This window comes from candidate division KSB1 bacterium (assembly GCA_022566355.1).
GTDB lineage: Bacteria > Zhuqueibacterota > JdFR-76 > JdFR-76 > DREG01 > JADFJB01.
Map to the genome: position 1 here is coordinate 1 of JADFJB010000048.1, position 20,925 is coordinate 20,925.

The 20,925-nt window shown below is 38.2% G+C and carries 22 protein-coding genes; 13 read left to right on the forward strand and 9 right to left on the reverse strand.

Features of this window, described 5'->3' with window-relative positions; all coding sequences use genetic code 11:
* Positions 1-54: 54 nt before the first annotated feature.
* Complete coding sequence (locus IIC38_10060; protein MCH8126295.1) at positions 55-771, reverse strand: mannose-1-phosphate guanylyltransferase; 717 nt, start codon at positions 769-771, stop codon at positions 55-57.
* Here IIC38_10060 and IIC38_10065 point away from each other — a divergent pair.
* Positions 748-1,446 (forward strand): exo-alpha-sialidase, encoded by a 699-nt coding sequence (locus tag IIC38_10065; GenBank protein ID MCH8126296.1) that lies wholly within the window; start codon positions 748-750, stop codon positions 1,444-1,446. The two genes, IIC38_10060 and IIC38_10065, sit on opposite strands and share 24 nt — an antisense overlap.
* Before the next feature lie 317 nt (positions 1,447-1,763).
* Here the strand turns inward: IIC38_10065 and IIC38_10070 are convergent, their stop codons facing one another.
* Positions 1,764-3,371, reverse strand: a complete 1,608-nt coding sequence (locus tag IIC38_10070) for a sigma 54-interacting transcriptional regulator (protein MCH8126297.1) — start codon at positions 3,369-3,371, stop codon at positions 1,764-1,766.
* A gap of 346 nt (positions 3,372-3,717) precedes the next feature.
* Positions 3,718-4,416 (reverse strand): cytochrome c biogenesis protein CcsA, encoded by a 699-nt coding sequence (gene ccsA, locus IIC38_10075; protein MCH8126298.1) that lies wholly within the window; start codon positions 4,414-4,416, stop codon positions 3,718-3,720.
* Positions 4,417-4,777: 361 nt separating this feature from the next.
* On the opposite strand from ccsA, the gene IIC38_10080 reads away from it, so the two are divergent.
* Entirely contained in the window at positions 4,778-4,963 is a 186-nt protein-coding gene (locus tag IIC38_10080) for a tyrosine-type recombinase/integrase (protein MCH8126299.1), read from the forward strand.
* 253 nt (positions 4,964-5,216) lie between these two features.
* Here IIC38_10080 and IIC38_10085 read toward each other — a convergent pair whose 3' ends face one another.
* The 3 genes from IIC38_10085 to IIC38_10095 form a co-directional block, all read right to left on the reverse strand.
* Positions 5,217-5,462 carry a cytochrome c gene (locus IIC38_10085; GenBank protein ID MCH8126300.1) on the reverse strand — a complete coding sequence of 82 codons (246 nt, stop codon included), beginning with the start codon at positions 5,460-5,462 and terminating at the stop codon, positions 5,217-5,219.
* Positions 5,463-5,524: 62 nt separating this feature from the next.
* On the reverse strand, positions 5,525-6,739 hold the full coding sequence (locus IIC38_10090) for a hypothetical protein (GenBank protein MCH8126301.1): 1,215 nt from the start codon (positions 6,737-6,739) through the stop codon (positions 5,525-5,527).
* Between the two features lie 32 nt (positions 6,740-6,771).
* Positions 6,772-7,197: a cytochrome c gene (locus IIC38_10095; protein ID MCH8126302.1), complete on the reverse strand. Its 426-nt coding sequence runs from the start codon at positions 7,195-7,197 to the stop codon at positions 6,772-6,774.
* A 529-nt stretch (positions 7,198-7,726) separates the two neighbouring features.
* Between IIC38_10095 and IIC38_10100 the strand changes: the two genes are divergently transcribed.
* On the forward strand, positions 7,727-9,292 hold the full coding sequence (locus IIC38_10100) for a PAS domain S-box protein (protein MCH8126303.1): 1,566 nt from the start codon (positions 7,727-7,729) through the stop codon (positions 9,290-9,292).
* Positions 9,293-9,303: 11 nt separating this feature from the next.
* Positions 9,304-10,728 carry a sigma-54-dependent Fis family transcriptional regulator gene (locus IIC38_10105; GenBank protein ID MCH8126304.1) on the forward strand — a complete coding sequence of 475 codons (1,425 nt, stop codon included), beginning with the start codon at positions 9,304-9,306 and terminating at the stop codon, positions 10,726-10,728.
* 29 nt (positions 10,729-10,757) lie between these two features.
* On the opposite strand, the gene IIC38_10110 is transcribed toward IIC38_10105, so the two are convergent.
* From IIC38_10110 to IIC38_10120, 3 genes are all read right to left on the reverse strand, one after another.
* Positions 10,758-11,045 (reverse strand): hypothetical protein, encoded by a 288-nt coding sequence (locus IIC38_10110; protein ID MCH8126305.1) that lies wholly within the window; start codon positions 11,043-11,045, stop codon positions 10,758-10,760.
* A gap of 75 nt (positions 11,046-11,120) precedes the next feature.
* Positions 11,121-11,966: a universal stress protein gene (locus tag IIC38_10115; GenBank protein ID MCH8126306.1), complete on the reverse strand. Its 846-nt coding sequence runs from the start codon at positions 11,964-11,966 to the stop codon at positions 11,121-11,123.
* 151 nt (positions 11,967-12,117) lie between these two features.
* A complete protein-coding gene (locus IIC38_10120) occupies positions 12,118-12,597 on the reverse strand; it encodes an ATP-binding protein (GenBank protein ID MCH8126307.1) in 480 nt (159 codons plus the stop codon).
* A gap of 1,109 nt (positions 12,598-13,706) precedes the next feature.
* On the opposite strand from IIC38_10120, the gene IIC38_10125 reads away from it, so the two are divergent.
* The 9 genes from IIC38_10125 (at position 13,707) to IIC38_10165 (ending at position 20,853) form a co-directional block, all read left to right on the forward strand.
* Entirely contained in the window at positions 13,707-14,369 is a 663-nt protein-coding gene (locus IIC38_10125; GenBank protein ID MCH8126308.1) for a YceI family protein, read from the forward strand.
* Between the two features lie 27 nt (positions 14,370-14,396).
* On the forward strand, positions 14,397-15,176 hold the full coding sequence (locus IIC38_10130; GenBank protein ID MCH8126309.1) for a YceI family protein: 780 nt from the start codon (positions 14,397-14,399) through the stop codon (positions 15,174-15,176).
* 8 nt (positions 15,177-15,184) lie between these two features.
* On the forward strand, positions 15,185-16,498 hold the full coding sequence (locus IIC38_10135) for a hypothetical protein (GenBank protein ID MCH8126310.1): 1,314 nt from the start codon (positions 15,185-15,187) through the stop codon (positions 16,496-16,498).
* Positions 16,499-16,622: 124 nt separating this feature from the next.
* The gene (locus IIC38_10140) at positions 16,623-17,021 is read left to right on the forward strand and encodes a response regulator (protein MCH8126311.1); all 399 of its coding nucleotides are present in this window, start codon (positions 16,623-16,625) and stop codon (positions 17,019-17,021) included.
* Between the two features lie 106 nt (positions 17,022-17,127).
* On the forward strand, positions 17,128-18,552 hold the full coding sequence (gene nirK, locus IIC38_10145; protein ID MCH8126312.1) for a nitrite reductase, copper-containing: 1,425 nt from the start codon (positions 17,128-17,130) through the stop codon (positions 18,550-18,552).
* Positions 18,553-18,559: 7 nt separating this feature from the next.
* Positions 18,560-19,333, forward strand: a complete 774-nt coding sequence (locus IIC38_10150) for a formylglycine-generating enzyme family protein (GenBank protein MCH8126313.1) — start codon at positions 18,560-18,562, stop codon at positions 19,331-19,333.
* 14 nt (positions 19,334-19,347) lie between these two features.
* Positions 19,348-19,956, forward strand: a complete 609-nt coding sequence (locus IIC38_10155; GenBank protein ID MCH8126314.1) for an SCO family protein — start codon at positions 19,348-19,350, stop codon at positions 19,954-19,956.
* Positions 19,957-20,030: 74 nt separating this feature from the next.
* Entirely contained in the window at positions 20,031-20,444 is a 414-nt protein-coding gene (locus tag IIC38_10160; GenBank protein MCH8126315.1) for a cbb3-type cytochrome c oxidase subunit I, read from the forward strand.
* Between the two features lies 1 nt (position 20,445).
* Positions 20,446-20,853, forward strand: coding sequence for a hypothetical protein (locus IIC38_10165; GenBank protein MCH8126316.1), 408 nt, complete (start codon positions 20,446-20,448; stop codon positions 20,851-20,853).
* The last annotated feature ends 72 nt before the right edge of the window (positions 20,854-20,925 follow it).

The window sequence follows — 20,925 nt, forward strand, 5'->3', positions numbered from 1 at the left end:
CTTCGAGTCAGGTGATGTCGAAGCGGTAATCGCCAGCCACATCGGCGGCTGAGTCTAAGTTTTCTCTACTAACTTACGCACATCCTGCGCCCTTGATTTTGGGACGACCAGGATCTTGCCGTTCGCAGCGACCACTGCCAGGTCGTCGCAGCCCAATAGGCAGATTTCGACGCCTTCCATTTCGTTGTACACCGCGCAACCCGTTGACTCGACGACTCTCGCCGCACCGACGATGGCGTTTTCCGAGTCGTCGAGTGGCAAACTTCTTGTCAGCGCGTCCCAAGCTCCGAGGTCGTCCCACTCGAATGTGGACTCCACGACGTACACGCGTTCCGACCGCTCCATCAGCGCGTAGTCGATCGATTCGGACTTGACCTGTGAGAACAGCCCTGCGGCCTCTTCGCTCTCGCTAGAAATCGCGGACGCAAGCTGCTTGACGAACTCTCGCGTAACGACTCCGGCCTCTTCGAGCTGGTCGATGAAAGCCTGCACAGTCCAGAAGAACATACCGGAGTTCCAGTAGTACTGACCGCTGTTAACGAAGCGCGCTGCGGTCTCCGCGTCGGGCTTTTCAGTGAATCGAACGACGAGGAATCCCTGCCCGACGGGGTCGCCGCGCTCGATGTAGCCGTACCCTGTCTCCGGCCGGGTCGGTGTGATTCCGATCGTTACGAGCCCTCGCAAGTTCTCTGCAAGATCCATCGCTGAAGCCACGACCGATAAGAACTTGTCCGCCGGGGCGATCCGGTGATCGGCGGTCACGACGGCCATGGTTCTTCAGAAAAAGAAATGACGATCCGTTTTGCTGCAATCGGCAAGGATGGCAGTCTTTATGATGAACAGGAACTCGACTCGCGCATTTGTGATTGCTGCCAGACTTCGGCCGCATTGACACCTGACGGATCTATTGTCGTGTACCGGGATCGCTCCGAAGAGGAAATCCGGGATATATCTTTCGTGCGATTCGAATCCGGCAAATGGACGGAACCGCAAAATCTTCATCCGGATAATTGGAAAATCGTCGGCTGCCCGGTCAATGGCCCCGCAGTGGATTCTAATGGCAACATGGTTGCGGTTGCCTGGTTTACGGCAGCAAATGATTCACCTAAGGTGAAAGTAATCCTTTCCAGCGATGGCGGTAAAACCTTTGGAGATCCCATTCAAATCGATGACGGCAAACCGGTAGGCCGGGTTGATGTAATTGTTTTACCGGATAATTCCACGCTGGTCAGTTGGGTAGAAAACAGGGGAGAATATGCGGATATACAAATTCGGAAAGTCGATTCATACGGCAATCTGGAACAACCCATAACCATCGAACAAACAAGCTCGAGCCGGTCAAGCGGCTTTCCCATTATGAAAAGAAACTCCCAGGAAATTGTAATCGCCTGGACTGATGTTGGAGATGGAAAAATAGTACGGACTGCAAAAATTCCGCTTCGATAAATATCTAAGTATAAATCCAACCCCTGGCAGTAAGTGCCTTCAAACTATTCCGAAGGTGCCGAGCCCAGGGGTTTTCATTTATAAGAGTTTTAAATGATGAAATCTAAAGACAATAAAAAGAGTTTGGGCCTAATCTAAAACCAACAGCCATTTTAGTTGATGGGTCATTTTTTTAAAAAGATACAAAAAATGTTACCCAACAAATCCATAAGCTTTGCAAAGTGCCACTTAATTCCGGTTTCAATAGAATAATTCATCTTTTCTATTTGAAAAATCAGAATTATCGAATGGATAATATTTGGTATGGGTAGAATTTTTTAGGAAGATTTAGTTATTTTATATTCTCTTAATTTTCGCCATAAGGTAGTTCGCCCAATACCCAATTGTTTGCAAGCTATATCGTAATTCCAACTATTTGCCCGAAGAATTTCCTGAATATAATTCTTTTCAATTTCTTTTAAAGTGGTTGGATTTTTTGAATCGGAGAGTTGTAGTTTTCCATTTAATTTTTGTAAGTCTTGAGGAAGATTATATAAAGATATTGATTTACTAATTGCCAAAGCGACCGAATGTTCGATCACGTTTTCTAATTCTCTCACATTTCCCGGCCATTGGTGTTTCATTAAAATATCCATTGTTTGGTCTGAAATATATTTGACTTCTTTTTTCTGCTTATGAGAAAACTTTTTTAAAAAATGATGAGCCAGATGAGGTATATCATCAGATCTTTCTCGCAAAGGTGGTATCGTTAATCGGATTACATTTATACGATAGAAAAGATCACTTCTAAACTGACCTTTTTCTACCATTGAGGAGAGATCTTTATTTGTTGCAGTCAAAATCCGAATATTTACTTTAAAAGTATTATTGCTGCCAATTGGTTTAATTTCGCCGTCTTGAAGTGCTCTTAGGAGCTTAACTTGTAATTGAATAGGAAGTTCGGCAATTTCATCAAGTAAAATTGTACCTCCGTTTGCTACTTCGAAAAGACCTTTTTTAGCAGAAACTGCACCGGTAAAAGCACCGCGTGTATGCCCAAAGAACTCGCTTTCTAGCAAGTTTTCCGGAATAGCCCCACAATTGATCACTAAAAAAGGTTGGTTAGAACGAGCGCTTAATTGATGGATAGCCCTTGCAACCATTTCTTTCCCCGTACCACTTTCTCCATCAATTAGAACAGTAATATCAGTTCGTGAAATTCGCGAAACCAATTCGAATATTCTCTGCATTTTATGGCTTGAACCAATAATCCCCATGAATTGGAAATAATCGGCACTATTCATCCAGTTGCTAAATTCGTCAGCCTGTTTTAGAATCCATCTTGAGATTTCTTTTGTAATCGATAATTGCTGTTCCCGATTATGTTTTACTAAATATTCAAGATCTTCACGGCCGTATAAATAAAAATTTGAGATTTTTTTTATCTTATCTACTGGAAGATTAAGACCCGCATAGTTAAAAATCAATAGAAGTGTCTTTGGTTTTTTATCCGCTTTTTGGATGAGTATATCATAAAGAATATTTTGGTCATCTGAAGCGAATATAAGTAATATCTCCGCTCCGGTAGAAGATTTAACAATGGCTTGATGTGGCTGGACAACGCCGGAAAATCGACCAATTAAGCCAGGATTTTGATGTTTATTATTTTCAAAGAAAATAAATTGGTGACATCCATCATTTTTTAAATCTTCTAAAACAATAGGAAGAATAGGATGATACCCATTTATATAAATAGTTGACGCATTAAGCGATCCTAGAATCTTATTGGCAAGTTCTCTAAAAACATTCTCGATTTGAACAGCGAAGCGAAAATATTCAGTTTCCTGTCTTACTTTTTCATGTAACCATATTCCTCTTTGAAATAGGTAATGTATGAATGGACCAATTTGTGCCCGATCAACAGCTTTTACGTATGCTTCTTGCAATTTCTGTAATAAATTAATTCCACCGCTTTTCGAATCACTAATTCCCGTCGCAATTTGGAGGAATCGGTAACTTGCGCTCTGGCCAGTTAAGACGTTTTTAAATGTTGTTTGAAGTTCAGAAATAGTCTTTTTATTAAAAAAAGCCGTCTTTATAAGTTCCGGATCTTGTTTCCCCTCGCTAACCACAATCAGTTCAATAGAATTTCCATCAACCAGGAATAACCATTCTTTAAAATCAAACTTGGCAGCAATTTTTGGGGGAATTTCCTCTAAACGGATACCGGATTTGAAAATATTATTATCCGAAAATTCATATTGATAAATAGTTAAATTCATGTCATTTCCTTTAACCAGTGAAATTATGTAAACTGGTGAAAAACAAGGAAATTATTAGAAATGAAAAGAGCAGCAAGCTAAATCCTATTAAGGAAATGGTTGCTGAACGCTGCGCCCCCCAACCTGCAAATCTTCTCCCTAGAAAATGGAAACAATAAATTAGCCATGTTAATGCAGCAGTAAGAAATTTGGGATCTGTTAAGAAAGATTTTTCCCAAATTGTCATGGCTTGGAGAATACCTAACCCGATGCCAATGGTTGCAAAGGCTAATCCGATATCAATAGCAAAGTTACTAATTCGCTGAAAAAAGGGCAATGAAGGCAAGCGGCTGTAAAAAAGGCGAAATCTTCGTTTTTGAATTTCCCGATCTAACAACGTATGCAACAAACTAGCTATGAAAGAAATAGAAAAGGAACCATAAGAAATTAAAAGAGCTATGACATGCGCTTCAAATTTAACATCTTTTAAAACTTCTGGTATTGCTTCGTTATTCTGAAAAGTAATTATCCCTATTGCCATCAAAATTGATAAGACCGTTAAGATAAAGGCGCCCATTGAGTAATTTTTTAATCGCCATTCTAATACTATATAAATACAACTAGTTAACCATACAAAGGTACTCAAAGCTTCGCTTAAATTAGCTATTGGGATTCTACCGTACTCAAAAGTTAAGAAACAAATTAACCCCAAATGACAAACCAAAGTCAAAACCAAAACTCGTTGTGCCCAATGATAATTGGTTGTCCGATTTCGAGAAAATCCTTGCCAGTAAAAAGAGCAGGACAATATGTAAAGTGCAAAAATAATCCAGGAAATTAGAACGGTCATTTGTGATTGTTTTTTAAAAATGATGTACTAATGTTTTTTATTAAAGTATTAATTCTTTTCATAAGTGGAAAGAAAATATTATAAAGTTTTGTATGTATTTCTGACTTTTCTTAAAAATGGTGGATTAATAAATATCTTGAACCCAGAAATGATGATTGTAATGCTCTTTTTATCACAGATCCAGATACAGCCAGATTAAATCGACCAGATATTTGGAGGTTTTTTAAGCGCTATTCACGAAATGCTGGAACTAATAAAAAAAATAACTGCTCATATTCTGCGCCATACTTTTGCCACAAACATGCTTTACAATGGTTGTGATTTAGTAACAATTAAAGAGTTGCTCGGGCACAATGATATTTCAGTTACGGCGAGAGCATATATTTTTTTGTTTTTTTTGTTTCTATTTAAAAAAATATTAAATTGAGAGGAACCTTTCCTTTTTTAATTTAAACTAATAAGAATAAGATAATACCAACAAAATTCCGACTAGGTAAAATCAGAAACAGCCCTAGCCGTTAAGTTAGTTGGTAGTCCAAATCTGTTAGTAAAGAAAAAACGGAATGGTAATAGTTACTGAATTTTAAAATATTCAAAAATTCAGGTAAGGCAGCCTTGTAGCTGTACTTAAAATAGTGTTTGCTGCTGAAACCATAGAGGGAAACGCCGTTCCGAAAGCATCAATTTGCCATTTGTAAGAATTCAACCATTTTCTTGATATCCTCACCAGACAAATTTGCACGTACCCGCATATGCATCGAGATAGTTTCCCATTGAACGTCACTAAACGCTGCCGGAGAAGGGGCGTTATGACAACGAACGCAGTTCTCACCCCATAATTGAGCGCCAGTTTTCTCCGAAGAGAATGAGGGCTTACCACCGGTTGCACAACCAATAATCATTAAAGTAGAAATGCCCATAATCACACCCAACAATATCATCCAAATACTCAAAGATTTCATTTCCAATTCTCCATTTTTTGTTATTATTAAAAACCAAAAGCCCAATGAATAAGCCAACCATTTCCACCTCCGTTGGAGTGTTGGTCTCCATGTTCGTTTTCTTCATGAGGACTGTCACTAACAAATTGATAAGCAACCTTCAAAACAGTTCGCCAATCCAACCAATAATTTACCCCAATAGTCAGTCGTCTTTCGTCTTTCCCCCATAGAGCACCTGCTGGAAGTTTTGTGGCTGAATGTCTTCCAACAAATTCTAAATTTCTTAGAAAACTGTTACCCACAAATGAAGGTCTAAACGAAATCCTACCAAAATAAGCTTGACTTTTATTGTCAAATGTGTATTCTTGGGCAAGACCATCCTCATGTTCATCGAGATGCTCTTCGCCCTCATCATCGTGTTCTCCATTGGCTAAATAATTTGCATTATCAACATTGATCCAGTTCCATTGTGCCTTTATATCAACCACCCCTTTTAAAAAGCCAATATTTTTTGTAAGGGACAAATCAACTGCATACATGAAAGCAGCAATATTTTCAAACTCAGATTCGGTATCACCTACCTTGGCATACTGAGCCGAACCGCCTAGCTCTAAGGATGAGTCGCTAAAAGGCAGCAACCCTACCCTACCTCCAAATCCCTTGTTTTTGTTGTTGTCTTCAAAATTGTCATAATGCAATAAACCTGCTTCTTCTGGTTCATCAAGGCCATTATTCAGAACCGGTCCGTTAATAGCGTAGAAAGCATAATTCATTTTTGCGTCAGACAATGGCAAAACTCCTCGAACTTCGATGCCAAGACCGCTTGCAGGACCGACCTTATTGTGATGGAGAAAACCCAATGGAGCTGAGGGCAACCGAAGAATCCACCGAGGATGAAGACGCTCGCTAAAAATCCCAAAGGGCAAAAGAAACAAACCGAATCTAAATGTAACTCGATTGCTGAGTATGTAAGACATATTGGCATATTCCAATCCGATCTTGGTTTCTCCACCTTCCAATTCTATCTCCAGTTCAGCTTCAAATAATAAGCGATCCGACTGATGCCAGAGAAATATCGGGTTAAAACTTCCACCTACAAATGAAGAATTTTCTTTGTAGATTTCCAAACCGGAGTGTGCATATCCTCGAAGAAGAAACAGGCTCCTACCCGGTTTTAGTTGATCCGTATCTTCTTCTTGTGCATATAGTAAACAAATAGGGAACATAAAAAATGACAACGACAGTAAGATTAATCTCTTCATTTTAGACTCCTTAAAAGTTAAGAAAACAATTCTTATTTCTTCCCCAATTCACGTATAAAATTGACTAACTGCCATCGCTTTTCTTCAGATAAAACTTCCTTATAAGATGCCATTGGCGGATTGCCCGCAGTTATCTTCCAGAAAATTGCCCCATCGGATTGTTTCTGGAATTGTTCGGACGTTAAATCAGTTGGCCGCGGTTTTAAGCTACCACCTGCTATGCCATCTCCCTTTCCCTTATTCCCGTGGCAAACAAAACATAGTTGAGAATATATTTTTTTCCCTTCCTTCCATGCTGCAGGATCTTTTTCAAAAGAATTCTTAAGTGTGTCCGCCCAAGTTGGTGCAACCCATTTGGATTTTTCTCCTTGAGGTGCTTCGGAACTTGAGGCATGAAATGTGGAAAGCACGAAAAGAATTATGAAAAAGCCAACAATTAAAAGATTTAATCTTCGCATCACAATTCATCCTTCATTTTTATTAGTTACTGGTTAATAATTTATGGTTCTCTAATAATATTTTACATTACATTGTCCAAGAATCGTGCCCACATCATACTTACAGATGTAACCTTTTAAATTATAAAGCCTTAGATATGGCTAATCGGCGAAAAGAAACTTTGAAAGGCGTGCCACGTTTTTGTTAAAACTGATCCCTTAAGGAAAAAAAGTGGCACCCCTTTTTACGATTTCCTCAGCTTTGCTATGCCAATGCTTGATAAATCCTTTGACACCGAAAGCGAACCTTATGATCTAATTTTATTGAGACTCACTCGTCGGATCATTCTACTCTGCCGCGTGTTTCATCTCTCTTTCTAATTCGAGCGCAATCGAAGATTATGAATAAATCAGGTAATTGAGATTTATTTCTTGAAAATAATGAAATATTATTATTTAAGGAGGGTTTTGTTTGATCAATAAGTAATATGGTTAATAGATTTAATGAATAATTTTTACAGATTTACGACTTTTATTTCTAGAGGTATTGTTGAAAATAAATAGCAGCTTAACCCAGGCAATTCTTGAGCAAGCAACTGAAAGTATTATAATTGTAAATTCAAAAGGTACTATTGAATTTTCTAACAAAAGCGCCACAGAATTGTTTGGTTATCCGATGCATGAATTATTAGGTAAATCGGTAGATATTTTACTTCCCGAAGAGCTGAAAAATATTCATGAGAACCATAGGACTGGTTATTTTCAATCACCGATTTCTCGTCCAATGGGCCAGGGGCTTGATCTTATTGCATCCCGAAAAAATGGAGAGCGATTTCCAGTTGAGATAAGTTTAAGTTCAATAAGAACAGATACTGAAGTACTGGCAGTGGCATTTATTATTGATATAACCAAACGCAAAAAAGCAGAAGAGTTGATAAAGATTGAAAGAGATAGAGCTCAACAATATTTGGATATAGCAAAAGTTATGTTCCTGGGTTTAGATCTTGAAGGCAAAGTAACTCTCATCAACAAAAAAGGTTGCGAATTATTAGAATGTAAAGAAAACGAAATTGTAAATAAAAATTGGTTCGATACATTTTTGCCGCAGACAATTCGAAATGAAGTGAAATCGGTTTTTTCGGAATTAATGGCAAACAATATTGAGCCGGTTGAATATTTTGAAAATCCAATCATCACAAAAAATGGGGTAGAAAGAATTATCGCCTGGCACAATACTTTGTTAAAAGATGATCAAGGCAAAATCACAGGAACACTAAGCTCTGGTGAGGATATTACTGACAAAAAAAGGGCCGAGGAAGAGACTAAAAATCATCAGCGTAAACTCATCCAGGCCGATAAAATGGCTACACTGGGCATTTTGGTTTCCGGGGTGGCGCATGAAATCAATAATCCTAATAATTTTATCTTGTTGAATGGGAATATTCTGACAAAAGTTTGGAAGGACACTTTACCCATTCTTAATGATTACTTTGATAAAAATGGCGACTTTATCATCTCAGGAATGCCTTATTCAAAAGCCCGTGAAAAGATAGGTGGTTTAATTGATGGAATTGCTGAAGGCTCGAAACGAATTCAAAAGATAGTCCGGAATTTAAAAGAATTTTCCCAGGAAAACAGGGGGGATTTAGATGAAGAAGTTGATTTGAATAAGGTTGTCGATTCTGCTATTGTAATTATCAATAATTTGATTAACAAATCTACTGCTCATTTTTCAGTAAAATATGACGATAAATTGCCCTCGATAAAGGGAAATTTTCAAAACCTTGAACAGGTGGTTATCAACCTGATTACAAATTCTTGTCAGGCTCTAGCCACCAAAAAGAAAGGAATTACCGTCTCCACAAATTATTACAAAGATGATTCTATTATTGAATTGGAAGTTCGAGATGAAGGGACAGGGATTTCGAAAGAAAATCTCGAACGAATTATGGATCCTTTTTTTACGACAAAGAGAGAAGCCGGGGGAACCGGGTTAGGCTTGTCCATTTCATATAATATCATGAAAGATCATGGGGGTGAAATGAAAATAAAGTCTGAAGTTGGAAATGGAACGTCAATAAAGCTGATCATTCCGGTGAATCAAATCACCAAATAAGAGAGCATAAAATGAATGAATCAATATATCCAAAACTGCCAGTTTTGTTAGTTGACGATGAACAACAATTTCTTTTGAGTGCAGAAATGGCGCTGAATGCAAATGGTGTTACGAATGTTTTGCAAAGTTATAACAGCCTCGAGGTTATGTCTATCCTTTCAGAACAGGAAATATCTGTAATCCTTTTAGATATTACGATGCCTCATAAAACTGGGGATGAACTACTCAAAGAGATTCATCAAGAATTTCCGAACATTTCTGTTATCATGGTTACTGCGGTAAATGAGGTTGAAACAGCCGTTGAATGTATGAAAAATGGCGCAATTGATTATTTGCTTAAACCCGTGGATGAAACAAGGTTGGTAACAACGTTGAAACGAGCCATTGAATTTACCGAGGTACGTGAAGAAAATCTCAAACTGAAAGAATATCTTTTATCTGACCGGCTGGATAGTCCGGATGCCTTTTCAGATATCATTACTGATAGTGAGAATATGAGGTCTATTTTTCAGTATGTTGAAGCTATCGGAAGTACGTCGCTTCCAGTTTTGATAACAGGAGATACAGGAGTTGGGAAAGAACTTATTGCCAGGGCCATCCATCGAATTAGTGGGCGTAATGGAGAATTTGTACCAATAAATGTAGCGGGGGTCGATGATAATTTATTTTCTGACACACTGTTCGGTCATAAAAAAGGCGGGTTTACCGGAGCCGATCGAGATCGAAAGGGTTTAATTGAACAGGCGAGTAATGGTACGTTATTTTTGGATGAGATTGGCGATTTGAGTTTTGAATCACAAGTAAAGCTGTTAAGATTATTGCAAGAGGGGAAGTATTATCCCATCGGTTCTGATATATCTAAATTGACGAATGCCAGATTTGTTATTGCAACCAATGCTGATATTGATTCCATGCAAAAACAAGGTAAATTCAGGAAGGACCTGTTCTATAGATTACAAGCACACCACATAAACGTGCCCATTCTCCGAGAAAGAAAAAATGATATCCCATTATTGGTAGATCATTTCATCGCAAAAGCGGCAAAAGAGTTAGGTAAAAAGCAACCAACTCCGCCAAAGGAATTGGCAATTTTGCTTAGAAATTATCCTTTTCCCGGAAACATCCGTGAATTAGAAGGCATGATATATGATGCCATCAGTCAGCACAAGTCTGGCATCTTATCCATGGATTCATTTAGAGAAAAGATCAAACTCAGCCTTCCGGATTTCGAGCTAGTACAAGAAAATGAGGTTGGGTTTGAAGATGATAATCAAATCAAATTTTCCGAACTGTTACCAACATTAAAAGGGGTCGAAAAAATGCTAATACAGGAAGCCTTAGGCCGAGCGAATGGTAACCAAAGTATCGCTGCAGAAATGTTAGGATTGACCAGAAGGGCTTTGAACAACAGGTTATCTCGTTCGCAAGGCGCTTAGTACTAGAAAACTGATTTTGAATTTCATCACTACATATCGCGTATGACTTTCAGCATATCCAAAGCATTGGTGGGTGGTGTAATATCATCAGCAATTAATTCAATTTGTTGGACATCCGGTAATCCATAGCCAATTTGCAATTTTTTTGGAGTAGCTTGAAGGAGGACCACAAAAACCATGACACTGATTATAAGACTGAATTTCAAGTTTTTATGATAAGTTTTGTTTATTTCTCTTACCGGAGTTTTTAATGAGGTCAATGGAGAAATAAATCTTTTGACTAAAAACCGTTTTCTTGAAAATGTATTATGTATCATTTGATTATCTCATTTCGTTTAGTTTTAATTGTGACATATTGTGTAATGTCGTTTGGATTAAATTGTAAATAATTATCAACTGTCCTCTCGTTCCAAAGTCAAAACTGGACAGTTTGCCAGTCGAACAACGCGTTCCGTAGTACTGCCAAATAAGATATGATCCAACCCACTTAATCCACGTGTTGCCATTATAATCAAGTCAACGCCATTGTCATTTGCATATTTCACAATTTCATGATGTGCCCGACCTTGCTTTATAACATAGGTGGCATTTTCATCCGAGACATCGGTGAATTCTCTTAATTTCTCCTCTGATCGCTTTGGTAACTCTGAATCAATTTTAAAAATACTCGTTACATGCATGAACACAAGCTGTGAACCAAACTCTTGGCCAAGTGCTATTGCCCTTTCTGCAGCTTGTTTAGAGTAGTCGGAGAAATCCATTGGAATTAATGTTTTCCCGATTGCAAACTTTCTTAAGGGTTTCATGGTAGTTAAAACTGGAATTGGAGAAAGGCATACCACCTTTTCAGCTACACTGCCATAAAACCATTTTTTTAAACCAGTTCGACCATGGGTACCCATAATCACGACATCAAAGTCATTGTCGTTTATATAATCTAAAATTGCATCTGCAGCAGAAAAACCTGGTGTAACTTGTGAATCTATAGTAATCCCTTTTTTTAGTGCTTTTTCATTATGTAACTGTAAATACCTGAAGGTTTCCTCTTCTTTTTTCTTAACAAAATTCTCGTATTGACGAAGAGGGGCTACTTCATTAAAGCTTTTCTGGAATAGCACAATTGTATGAAATAGTGTGACATGAGAATTATTTTTTTCAGCAATAAATAACGCATGATCAACTGCATGATCTGAAAATTCACTAAAGTCTACCGGAACTAAGATTTTTTTGATTAACATGATTAACTCCTTTATTTTTGCTGGTTTTTGTAATTTAGGAATTTGTTCATAATTGTTACCTCATTATGGTTCTTTGATATTAGTGTAATTTGATTCAGCATTAACAAAACAAATTACGTGATTCATTTATCCTGACATAAGTGCACAAATTTTATTCAGTGCTGGTTCCATTTTCCACTCTTGAATTATATTTCTTTTTTTTAGGTGTTCGATATATTGTCATAGTTATTTGATTCTTCTTAAATGGGGTATCCGAAAACTTGACTTCATCCATTAACTTTTTAATCAAATGAATTCCTAACCCGCCTCTTTTATATTCCTTTAAATATTCCCTCATATTCGGAGATTTAATAATATTTGGCTCGAATCCCCTTCCATAATCGATAACCGAAACATCCATCTTTTCTTCATCTACTTTCACCTCAACTCGCATAACGCTTCGTGTTATTTCATCATAAGCGTGGTTAATTACATTAGTACATGCCTCATCCACGGAGAGTTGGATTTTATAGACGTCCTCCTCAATAAATCCAACATTACTGGCTATTTTTTTTATAAAATCTCTTATTATCTCTAAAAACTCGCTTATACTTGGTGTGACGATCAGGTATTTTTTCTTTTTCTCGGACATTTTCTATTCTCCTTTATTACAAAAACCTGAATGGACTTCACCAAGAGTTTGATCTAGGCTTTCTTCTTAATAACTTAGGCAAAAAATCTGCCAAAAAACCGGTTCCAAAAATAAGCTTTTAAATTACAGTAACTTATGTCTACAATAGGTGGTCTAATAAAGGCATGATGGGTGCAATCAAATTAAAGGAATGAATTAGCAGTGGCATATTATACTATTTAAAATTAAGGAGTTAGCCTTAGTCGGTAGCCAGGGGATTAGGACGAAAAGTGGCACCCTTTAAAACTTGCTAATGGTGGGAGCAATTCAAGCGATGGTTCAAATGCCCTACTTCCTTTTATTGACCAGACTAACCCTTATACTTTACTTGGCCACTTCCAGGATGAACTCTAACGTGTTTGAGCATGTTGGTCATCATCCCACAACGAGGATATGTTTTTGAGCCATTGCCATCTATGTCGTTTGTAATGTTTTGCTTTAACAGCAACCTCTAGCGCCAATTTTGATTTCGAATCTCAGCAGGCTAATAGATAAAATGCTTGACACCCAGGTAGCAGCGCCTGGTCTGACCATTTTTTTTATTTACTTAGGAAGGTGAATCTATTGGTGGTATATGCCTTTAACCGGCCGTTTTCTTAATATTTCTCCCAACCCTCTGCTTGATTCGTGTTTGCGCAGTTGTGGGCAAAGTCTGTTTAAGGTTGAGATTCTCCAAAAATAAGGTAGCCACAAATTCTTCTGACGAATCTTCTTTGTTTGTGTAATTAGCACTGGTACTCCATCAACTCTTCTTCTCGTACCCACACCCTAAATCATTTGAAAAAGCATGCAGTAACACGGCAATACCATGCCACATTTTATCCATCCTATTCAAAACCTAGCTCTGCAGCAACCTGCTAAATTTCCATAAGTTAGCGCAACTCTAACGACAAATTTTCCTCAATTACGTGGCATCCATCTTAATGCTGTCTCCACAGGAGAATGTCCTCTTAACTACTTGATATTAAACAACTAAAGTCAACAGATATTAGACTGATAACTTTTGGCATATTCATTGCCAATTTAATTGATAAACAAAACGAATTATGATCAAACATGAGGAAACTAAAATGAAATCTATAAAAATTGTTCGAATGATTTTTTTAATAATAAGTGCATCCTTCTTTTCAGTACAAGCTCAAGAAATATCAGACTACAAATTCATTATTAGTTCAGAAAGTAAGTTATGGTTTGAAGGTACTTCAACATTACATGATTATAAATGCGTTGCAAATGAGGTAACGGGGTCATTGATGATGAAGAAGTCAATCTTAAGTTCCTTCGCAACCGGGATTAACGACGAAATAATTTCCGGTGTCGTGCATATACCCGTCTTAAGCATCAAAAGCGGTAAAAACAAAATGGACAAAAAGATGTGGAAATCATTGAAGGCTGACCAGTTCTCTGAAATTCTATATGAATTAACCAGCGCTGAATTAATCAGATTACCGGATGCTGAAAATAATCAATTACTGATTAAAACAATAGGAATTTTGAAGGTTTCAGGAGTTGAAAAAAATATTGAGATGGAGGTAACCGGAAGCCAATCGGAGAGTGGTAATATTAAATTTAGCGGAAATAAAAAATTGTTAATGACTGATTTCAATATAAAACCGCCAACTATGTTCTTGGGTACGATTAAAACTGGGAATGAAATCACAGTTTACTTTGAATTAGTTTTGATTCCAAACAACCGTTATGAAATAAGTAAAATCGGAAATTTCTTTAACTGAAAAATTAATCATCAAATCATCCAAACCATGAAAAATCTGAATAAGATAAGAAGCGTTTTACTCTCACTCATAATTACTTCTTTGCAAGTAAGCGCCCTATTTTCCCAGGTTATAAGCTTAGGCCCCTATACCAGTTTGCCGAAAAGCCGTCTTTGGCTGGAAGGTAAATCCAATATTAACAAGTTCAGTTGCGAATCAGAATCATTAAAAGGCTATGCCTACTTTGGCCCTGAGAGTTTTCTTTTACCTGTAAACAATTTTGACGACGTTCAAAGCAATACTTCTGTTTATTTCTTTATTCCTGTTCAAAGTTTCGATTGCGGGAAAAAAAAGATGAACAAGGATATGTATAAAGCCCTGAATGAAAAGCAAAACCCAACCATAAAATATGAATTAATCAAATCGCAATTGATTGCATCTCCTGATACTTCCAGTGAATGGTTTCAAGTAAATACCCACGGCAATCTAACCATTGCAGGAATGAGGAAGGAAATTGAGATGGTCATCAAGATTCGACCACTCTCTAATGGTAAATACCAGGTTATTGGAGCTATTCCAATTTCTATGTATGACTTTAACATCAAACCACCCTCAGCCTTTTTCGGGTTAATAAAGGCAAAACCTGAATTATTTGTTCGCTTTGATATTAAGGCTATGGCCAACCAAATTGATGGCACAGCCAATCAGTCTAATATCTCAATTAACGAATTGAGAAATTCAAATCAAATTCTAACCCAACGTTCTTTGAATTCAACGAACTTCGATTGTAATGGAAACAATAAACTAATAACCATAATCCCAAAATAGGAGGTTTCATGAAAACCTTAATAAAATTATTCACAGTTTCTGTTTTGCTAACTGTATTTTTTTTATCGCCGGCTGTTGCCCAAGTTAGCCAGAACAGGGAAATGCAGTATTTCAAGCCCTCAGATAAGCGTGGGTTGAATGTCTTCGAGACGACAAAGGATAATTCAATCGGTTTTACTAAATTGAAAGTGATCCTGGGTGGTTCGTCTACGCTTCAATATCAAGGCATAAATCACAGCAATTCCGCATTGTTTTTTGATAACGGAAGCGGTGTGAACGTTAATGAATTAAAGGAATTAGGAAGCAATTTTAACCTGGCGACCGCAAATTTTGATTTGGATATCCAACTCCACAATGGCTTAAGAATGCACTTGAGGACATACCTGTCTTCAAGACACCATCACGAACCGTATGTAAAAAGCGGATACTTACAGGTTGACAGATTGGACTTTGTTAGAGAGGGATTCCTTGACAATGTGATGGATATGATCACTCTCAAAATTGGCCATATGGAGAACAACTACGGCGATGCACATTTCAGAAGGTCTGACAATGCAATGAGTTTGCACAACCCATTTATTGGCAATTACATTATGGACTCATTTACCACCGAGGTCGGAGCGGAAGCCTATTTGAAAAAAAATGGTTTCATCGGCATGATTGGTTTTTCCAACGGCAAACTGAATCAGGATGTTGAGAACCCGGGAGCAACTGACCTGGCATTTATTGGAAAACTCGGTTTTGATAAACAAACAAATCCAAACTTGCGGGTAAGACTCACGGGTTCTATTTATTCCATTGGTAAAGCCAGGAGTATTTATCTTTACAGCGCTGACCGGGCTGGCTCACGATACTATAGCGTAATGAAAGGCATTACCGCAACTTCAGATAACTTCAGATCCGGAAGATGGAATCCCAATTTCTCGGACAAATTGACTGCAATTATGATCAATCCTTTCATTAAATACAAAGGATTAGAGTTTTTTGGCACCTATGAAAATTCACAGGGTGGAGATTTTAAGAACTCTTCAGAAACACGAACCTGGAAGCAAGTGGCAGGAGAGGTTATCTATCGGTTTGGAAACTTTGAACAATGGTACGGTGGCATTAGATATAATAGTGCAAGTGGTAAATTAGCTAATGCGGATCCAAATGAAGTTTCCATCGATAGAATTCAAATGACCTTTGGATGGTTCCTCACTGACAACGTAGTTGCTAAAATTGAATACGTCAACCAATCCTACAATGACTTTGCGAAAAATAGTATTTACAGCGAGGGAAATTTTAAAGGGTTCTTGGCTGAAGCTGCAATCGGGTTCTAGCAAGAATTAAAGTCAATTGCTAAGACGTCTGTAAATTGGCGCAGCCATAATCGGTTGCGCCAATTTTGCAAGCTAATTGATGGTGAAAAAACCTAATATGGAAAGAAAGCAGAGATTTGATTGCATGAAACAAAAACATATCCTTGTGGTTGATGACGAACAAAACACACTTCGTTCAATGGAATTTATATTAGAGGCTGCCAATTATCAAGTCAGCGTTGCGAAAAACGGGTATGAAGCCTTGAAGGTACTTTCCAACGAATTAAAAACTTGCTCACCAATCGACCTGATTATAACTGATATACAAATGCCAATGTTAACTGGATTAAAGTTGATCGAAAAACTGCAAGAGTTCAGCTATGGCATCCCCGTATTAATCATAACCGGGTATGGGAATAAGCAATTATATGCTCAACTGCTTGAAAATGGCTACAACGAAATTTTGGATAAGCCAATCGAAGAGGATGAATTGCTAAGACGTGTAAAAAAACTGATTAATAATGGAAATCAACCCGGTAGATAAATATCTTCGGAATCATGACTGGTGAAGAATTTTTAGTTAAGTTGCTATTCTAAATTGAAACGAATAACTGTATTTTAATGGAATTGAACTGATGAAAGGAATTATGATGAAAAAGATATTTACATGGGTAATCATTGTAATGGTTGCAACGTTTTTTGGATGTGATAATCAAAACAAAATTGATCCCGCCACATTATCGATTTCCGGTGAAATGGAAGCGGAATTGACCAGTCCTCCGGCGGTCCCCAAACCGGTTGGTAATCGGGCGCCGATGAAATTAATCGTGAACATGGAAGTGGTGGAAAAAGAGTCCGAAATGATGGACGGTGTGACCTATATTTATTGGACTTTTGGCGGCAGCGTTCCCGGAAGTTTTATCCGAACCAGGCTTGGCGACGAGGTCGAATTTCATTTAAGAAATCATCCCGATAACAAATTACCCCATAATATTGATTTGCATGCTGTAACCGGACCTGGAGGCGGTGCGACATCTTCATTTGTGGCGCCTGGTCATGAAATCATGTTTTCCTTTAAAGTAATCAATCCCGGGTTGTATGTTTATCACTGCGCAACAGCCCCTGTAGGTATGCACATTGCTAACGGCATGTACGGTTTAATATTGGTTGAACCGGATGGCGGGCTGACACCGGTTGATAAGGAATATTACCTAATGCAAGGAGATTTTTATACCAGGGGCGCTTATGGAAAAACCGGGCTCCAGCCTTTTGATATGAAAAAAGCGATTATGGAAACCCCGGATTATGTGGTTTTCAACGGAAAGGTCGGGTCCATGACCGGAGATAACGCCATTAGTGCAAATGTGGGAGAAACGGTGAGATTATTCGTCGGCAATGGCGGTCCTAACCTGGTATCCTCATTTCATGTGATTGGGGAAATTTTTGATAGAGTAAATATTGAAGGCGGCAGCGCAATCAATAAAAATGTGCAAACCACATTGATTCCGGCAGGAGGATCGGCAATTGTTGAATTTAAAGTAGATGTTCCTGGAACATTTATTATAGTGGATCACTCCATTTTCAGGGCTTTTAACAAGGGAGCGCTGGCAATGCTAAAAGTGAGTGGAGAAGAAAATAAAACCATCTATTCCGGAACACAACAGGAAGGAATATACCTGCCTGAAGGAGGCGCCGTTCAGGTAATGCCGGAAACTGCGCAAACCGTTGAGGCAGTAAAAGCAAGATCCTTGTTCGAAAGGATACAGTTTGGTAAGCAGGTTTATGACCGCACATGTTTTGCATGTCACCAGGCCAATGGAGAAGGAATCATCAATGCATTCCCACCGCTGGCTCAATCTGACTATTTAAATGCGGATACCAACAGGGCTATTAGTACGATACTAAACGGACTTTCTGGAAAAATCACAGTCAATGGTTTGGACTACGATAGCATTATGCCTAAGCTAGTTTTAACAGATGAAGAAGTGGCTAATGTGTTGACCTATGTTTACAACAGCTGGAATAATAATAAAAAAGAAATTACTCCACAAATAGTAAACAAGTTAAGAAAATAAATTTACAATGAAGCAGTCTCAGTATGTGATATTTTTCTTGTTGCTCCTTAACCCTATGGACCCTATTCTCGGCCAGACGGATAAAATGGCCCATATAAAGGGGGGTGTATTCGTGCCGCTCTATGGTAGAGATACACTGAAAGTTGAGATTGAAGATTTTCTGATGGATGTTTATCCGGTCACAAATGAACAGTTTTTACAGTTTGTCCTTAAGTTCTCCGAATGGCAAAGATCCAAAGTAATTCCGTTGTTCGCTGACGATAATTATCTTGCTGAATGGGAAAGCGACACGTCGATCAGTTGGCTTCTGAATCTAAATGCGCCTGTCACTTCGGTATCGTGGTTTGCTGCCAGGAAGTATTGCGAATGCCAGGGAAAGCGTTTGCCAACAATTGATGAATGGGAATACTCAGCGATGGCCAGTCAAACCAGGCCGGATGCAAGAATCGATAGCTCTTATAACCAGTATATTTTGAACTGGTACGAAACGCCTAAGACATTTGGAAATGCTATTGGCCAAACATTTAAAAATTATTGGGGAGTTTATGATCTTCATGGCCTGGTTTGGGAGTGGACCATCGATTTTAACTCGGTATTGATTACAGGAGAATCCCGCGGAGATGTGGATTTGGACAGAAAGCTATTCTGCGCAGGAGGAGCGGTTGGCGCTACCGATTTGATGAACTATGCCGCATTCTTGAGGTTTGCATTTCGTGGCAGCCTCAAGGCTAATTATGGTGTAAAAAACCTTGGTTTTCGATGTGTCAGGGATATTAAATGAACAAAGGAAAAATTATGAAATTCACTATTTTAATTGGAGTCACATTGCTGTTATTGTCATGCAGTCAACAACAAGATGAAACAATTTCTTTAACTGGAAGTGATCAAAATGCAGAACCTTTGCCGGGATTGTCTATTTTCCATCTGCCATCCGACTGGATAACTCAAGATAATGAGTCTATAAAACTCAAAGACCTGCGGGGAAATGTTTTAGTCATGGTAATGATCTATACATCCTGTCAAGCGTCTTGTCCGAGGCTTGTCGCAGATATGAGGAGTATAGAATCAAAGATTCCTGGAAAATTCAAGGAAAAGGTAAAACTGCTGCTCGTCAGCATTGATCCAAAAAACGACACGCCCGAAAGCTTAAAGAAGTTCGCAATCGATAATAAAATGGCTGGCGATCAATGGATGTTTTTAAATGGAACGGAGGAAGATGTGAGAGAGTTTGCAATGGTTCTTGGTTTCAAGTATAAAAAAATATCGCCTATTGATTTTTCCCATTCCAATATCATTAGTGTTTTCAACCATGAAGGGGTCCTGGCATACCAAAAAAATGGCCTGGGAGTGAATAACAAGGAAATCGTTGCCAAAATCATTGAATCGGCCGATGCAATCCATTAAGATTTTTAGAATGTAATGGATACCTTAACTAGATTTCATGCTCGAGCTTTCACCATTTCTACAAGAAATTCATTATGCCTAAGCTAACCAGATGGTTTATCAAATCCGGGTTCATATGCTTAATTACCGCCCTTTCAATTGGCGTTATTATTAAGTCGCAAATTATCCAAATTGCTAGCTTCTCATCTGCAGCTACGCCTGTTTATTTTCATCTCTTTATGGTTGGCTGGGTCACTCAATTAATTTTTGGAGTATCCTATTGGATGTTTCCTCGATTTAGTCGTGACAAACCTAGAGGAAGCTTATTACTGGGTTGGTCTTGCTTTTGGCTGTTGAATGTTGGTCTTTTTCTCCGGATGATTGGCGAGCCATTAAATCACACTTATCAAAATAAGTTTGGATGGATGTTATTGATATCGGCGGTTCTACAATGGCTAGCGGGAATGTTCTACATCTTTAATACCTGGTTGAGAATCAAAGGAGATTAAGTTGCCTCTATTAACTCTCCTTTTTATCCGCACAGCATTAATCTATTTTGGAATGGGTTTCACAATTGGCAGCTTCATATTAATAGCAAAAGGTACTTATTTGTTTCCAATGAGTTGGTTGTTTTTGCCTGTTCACATTGAATTGTTATTATTTGGCTGGACTTTACAATTGGCTATTGGAGTCGCATTTTGGATTTTTCCTCGTTTTCCCAAGAAACCATATCGTGGCAGGGAACAGTCAGCATGGCTTTCATATATTTTGCTTAATGTTGGAATTGTAATTTCAGTGGTGGGTTATCTTAAAACCAGTTTATCCCCTCTTATCCTATGGGGACATATTTTGGAAATTGTAGCCGTTCTTTTCTTCGTTCTCTATGTTTGGCCCAGAGTGAAAGCGTTCGCTAAATAATGTAGCAAAGTAATTTTTCACTACCTTTTGAAAGTGATGATTAAATCCACTAATAAACTTGACTGTTTTACA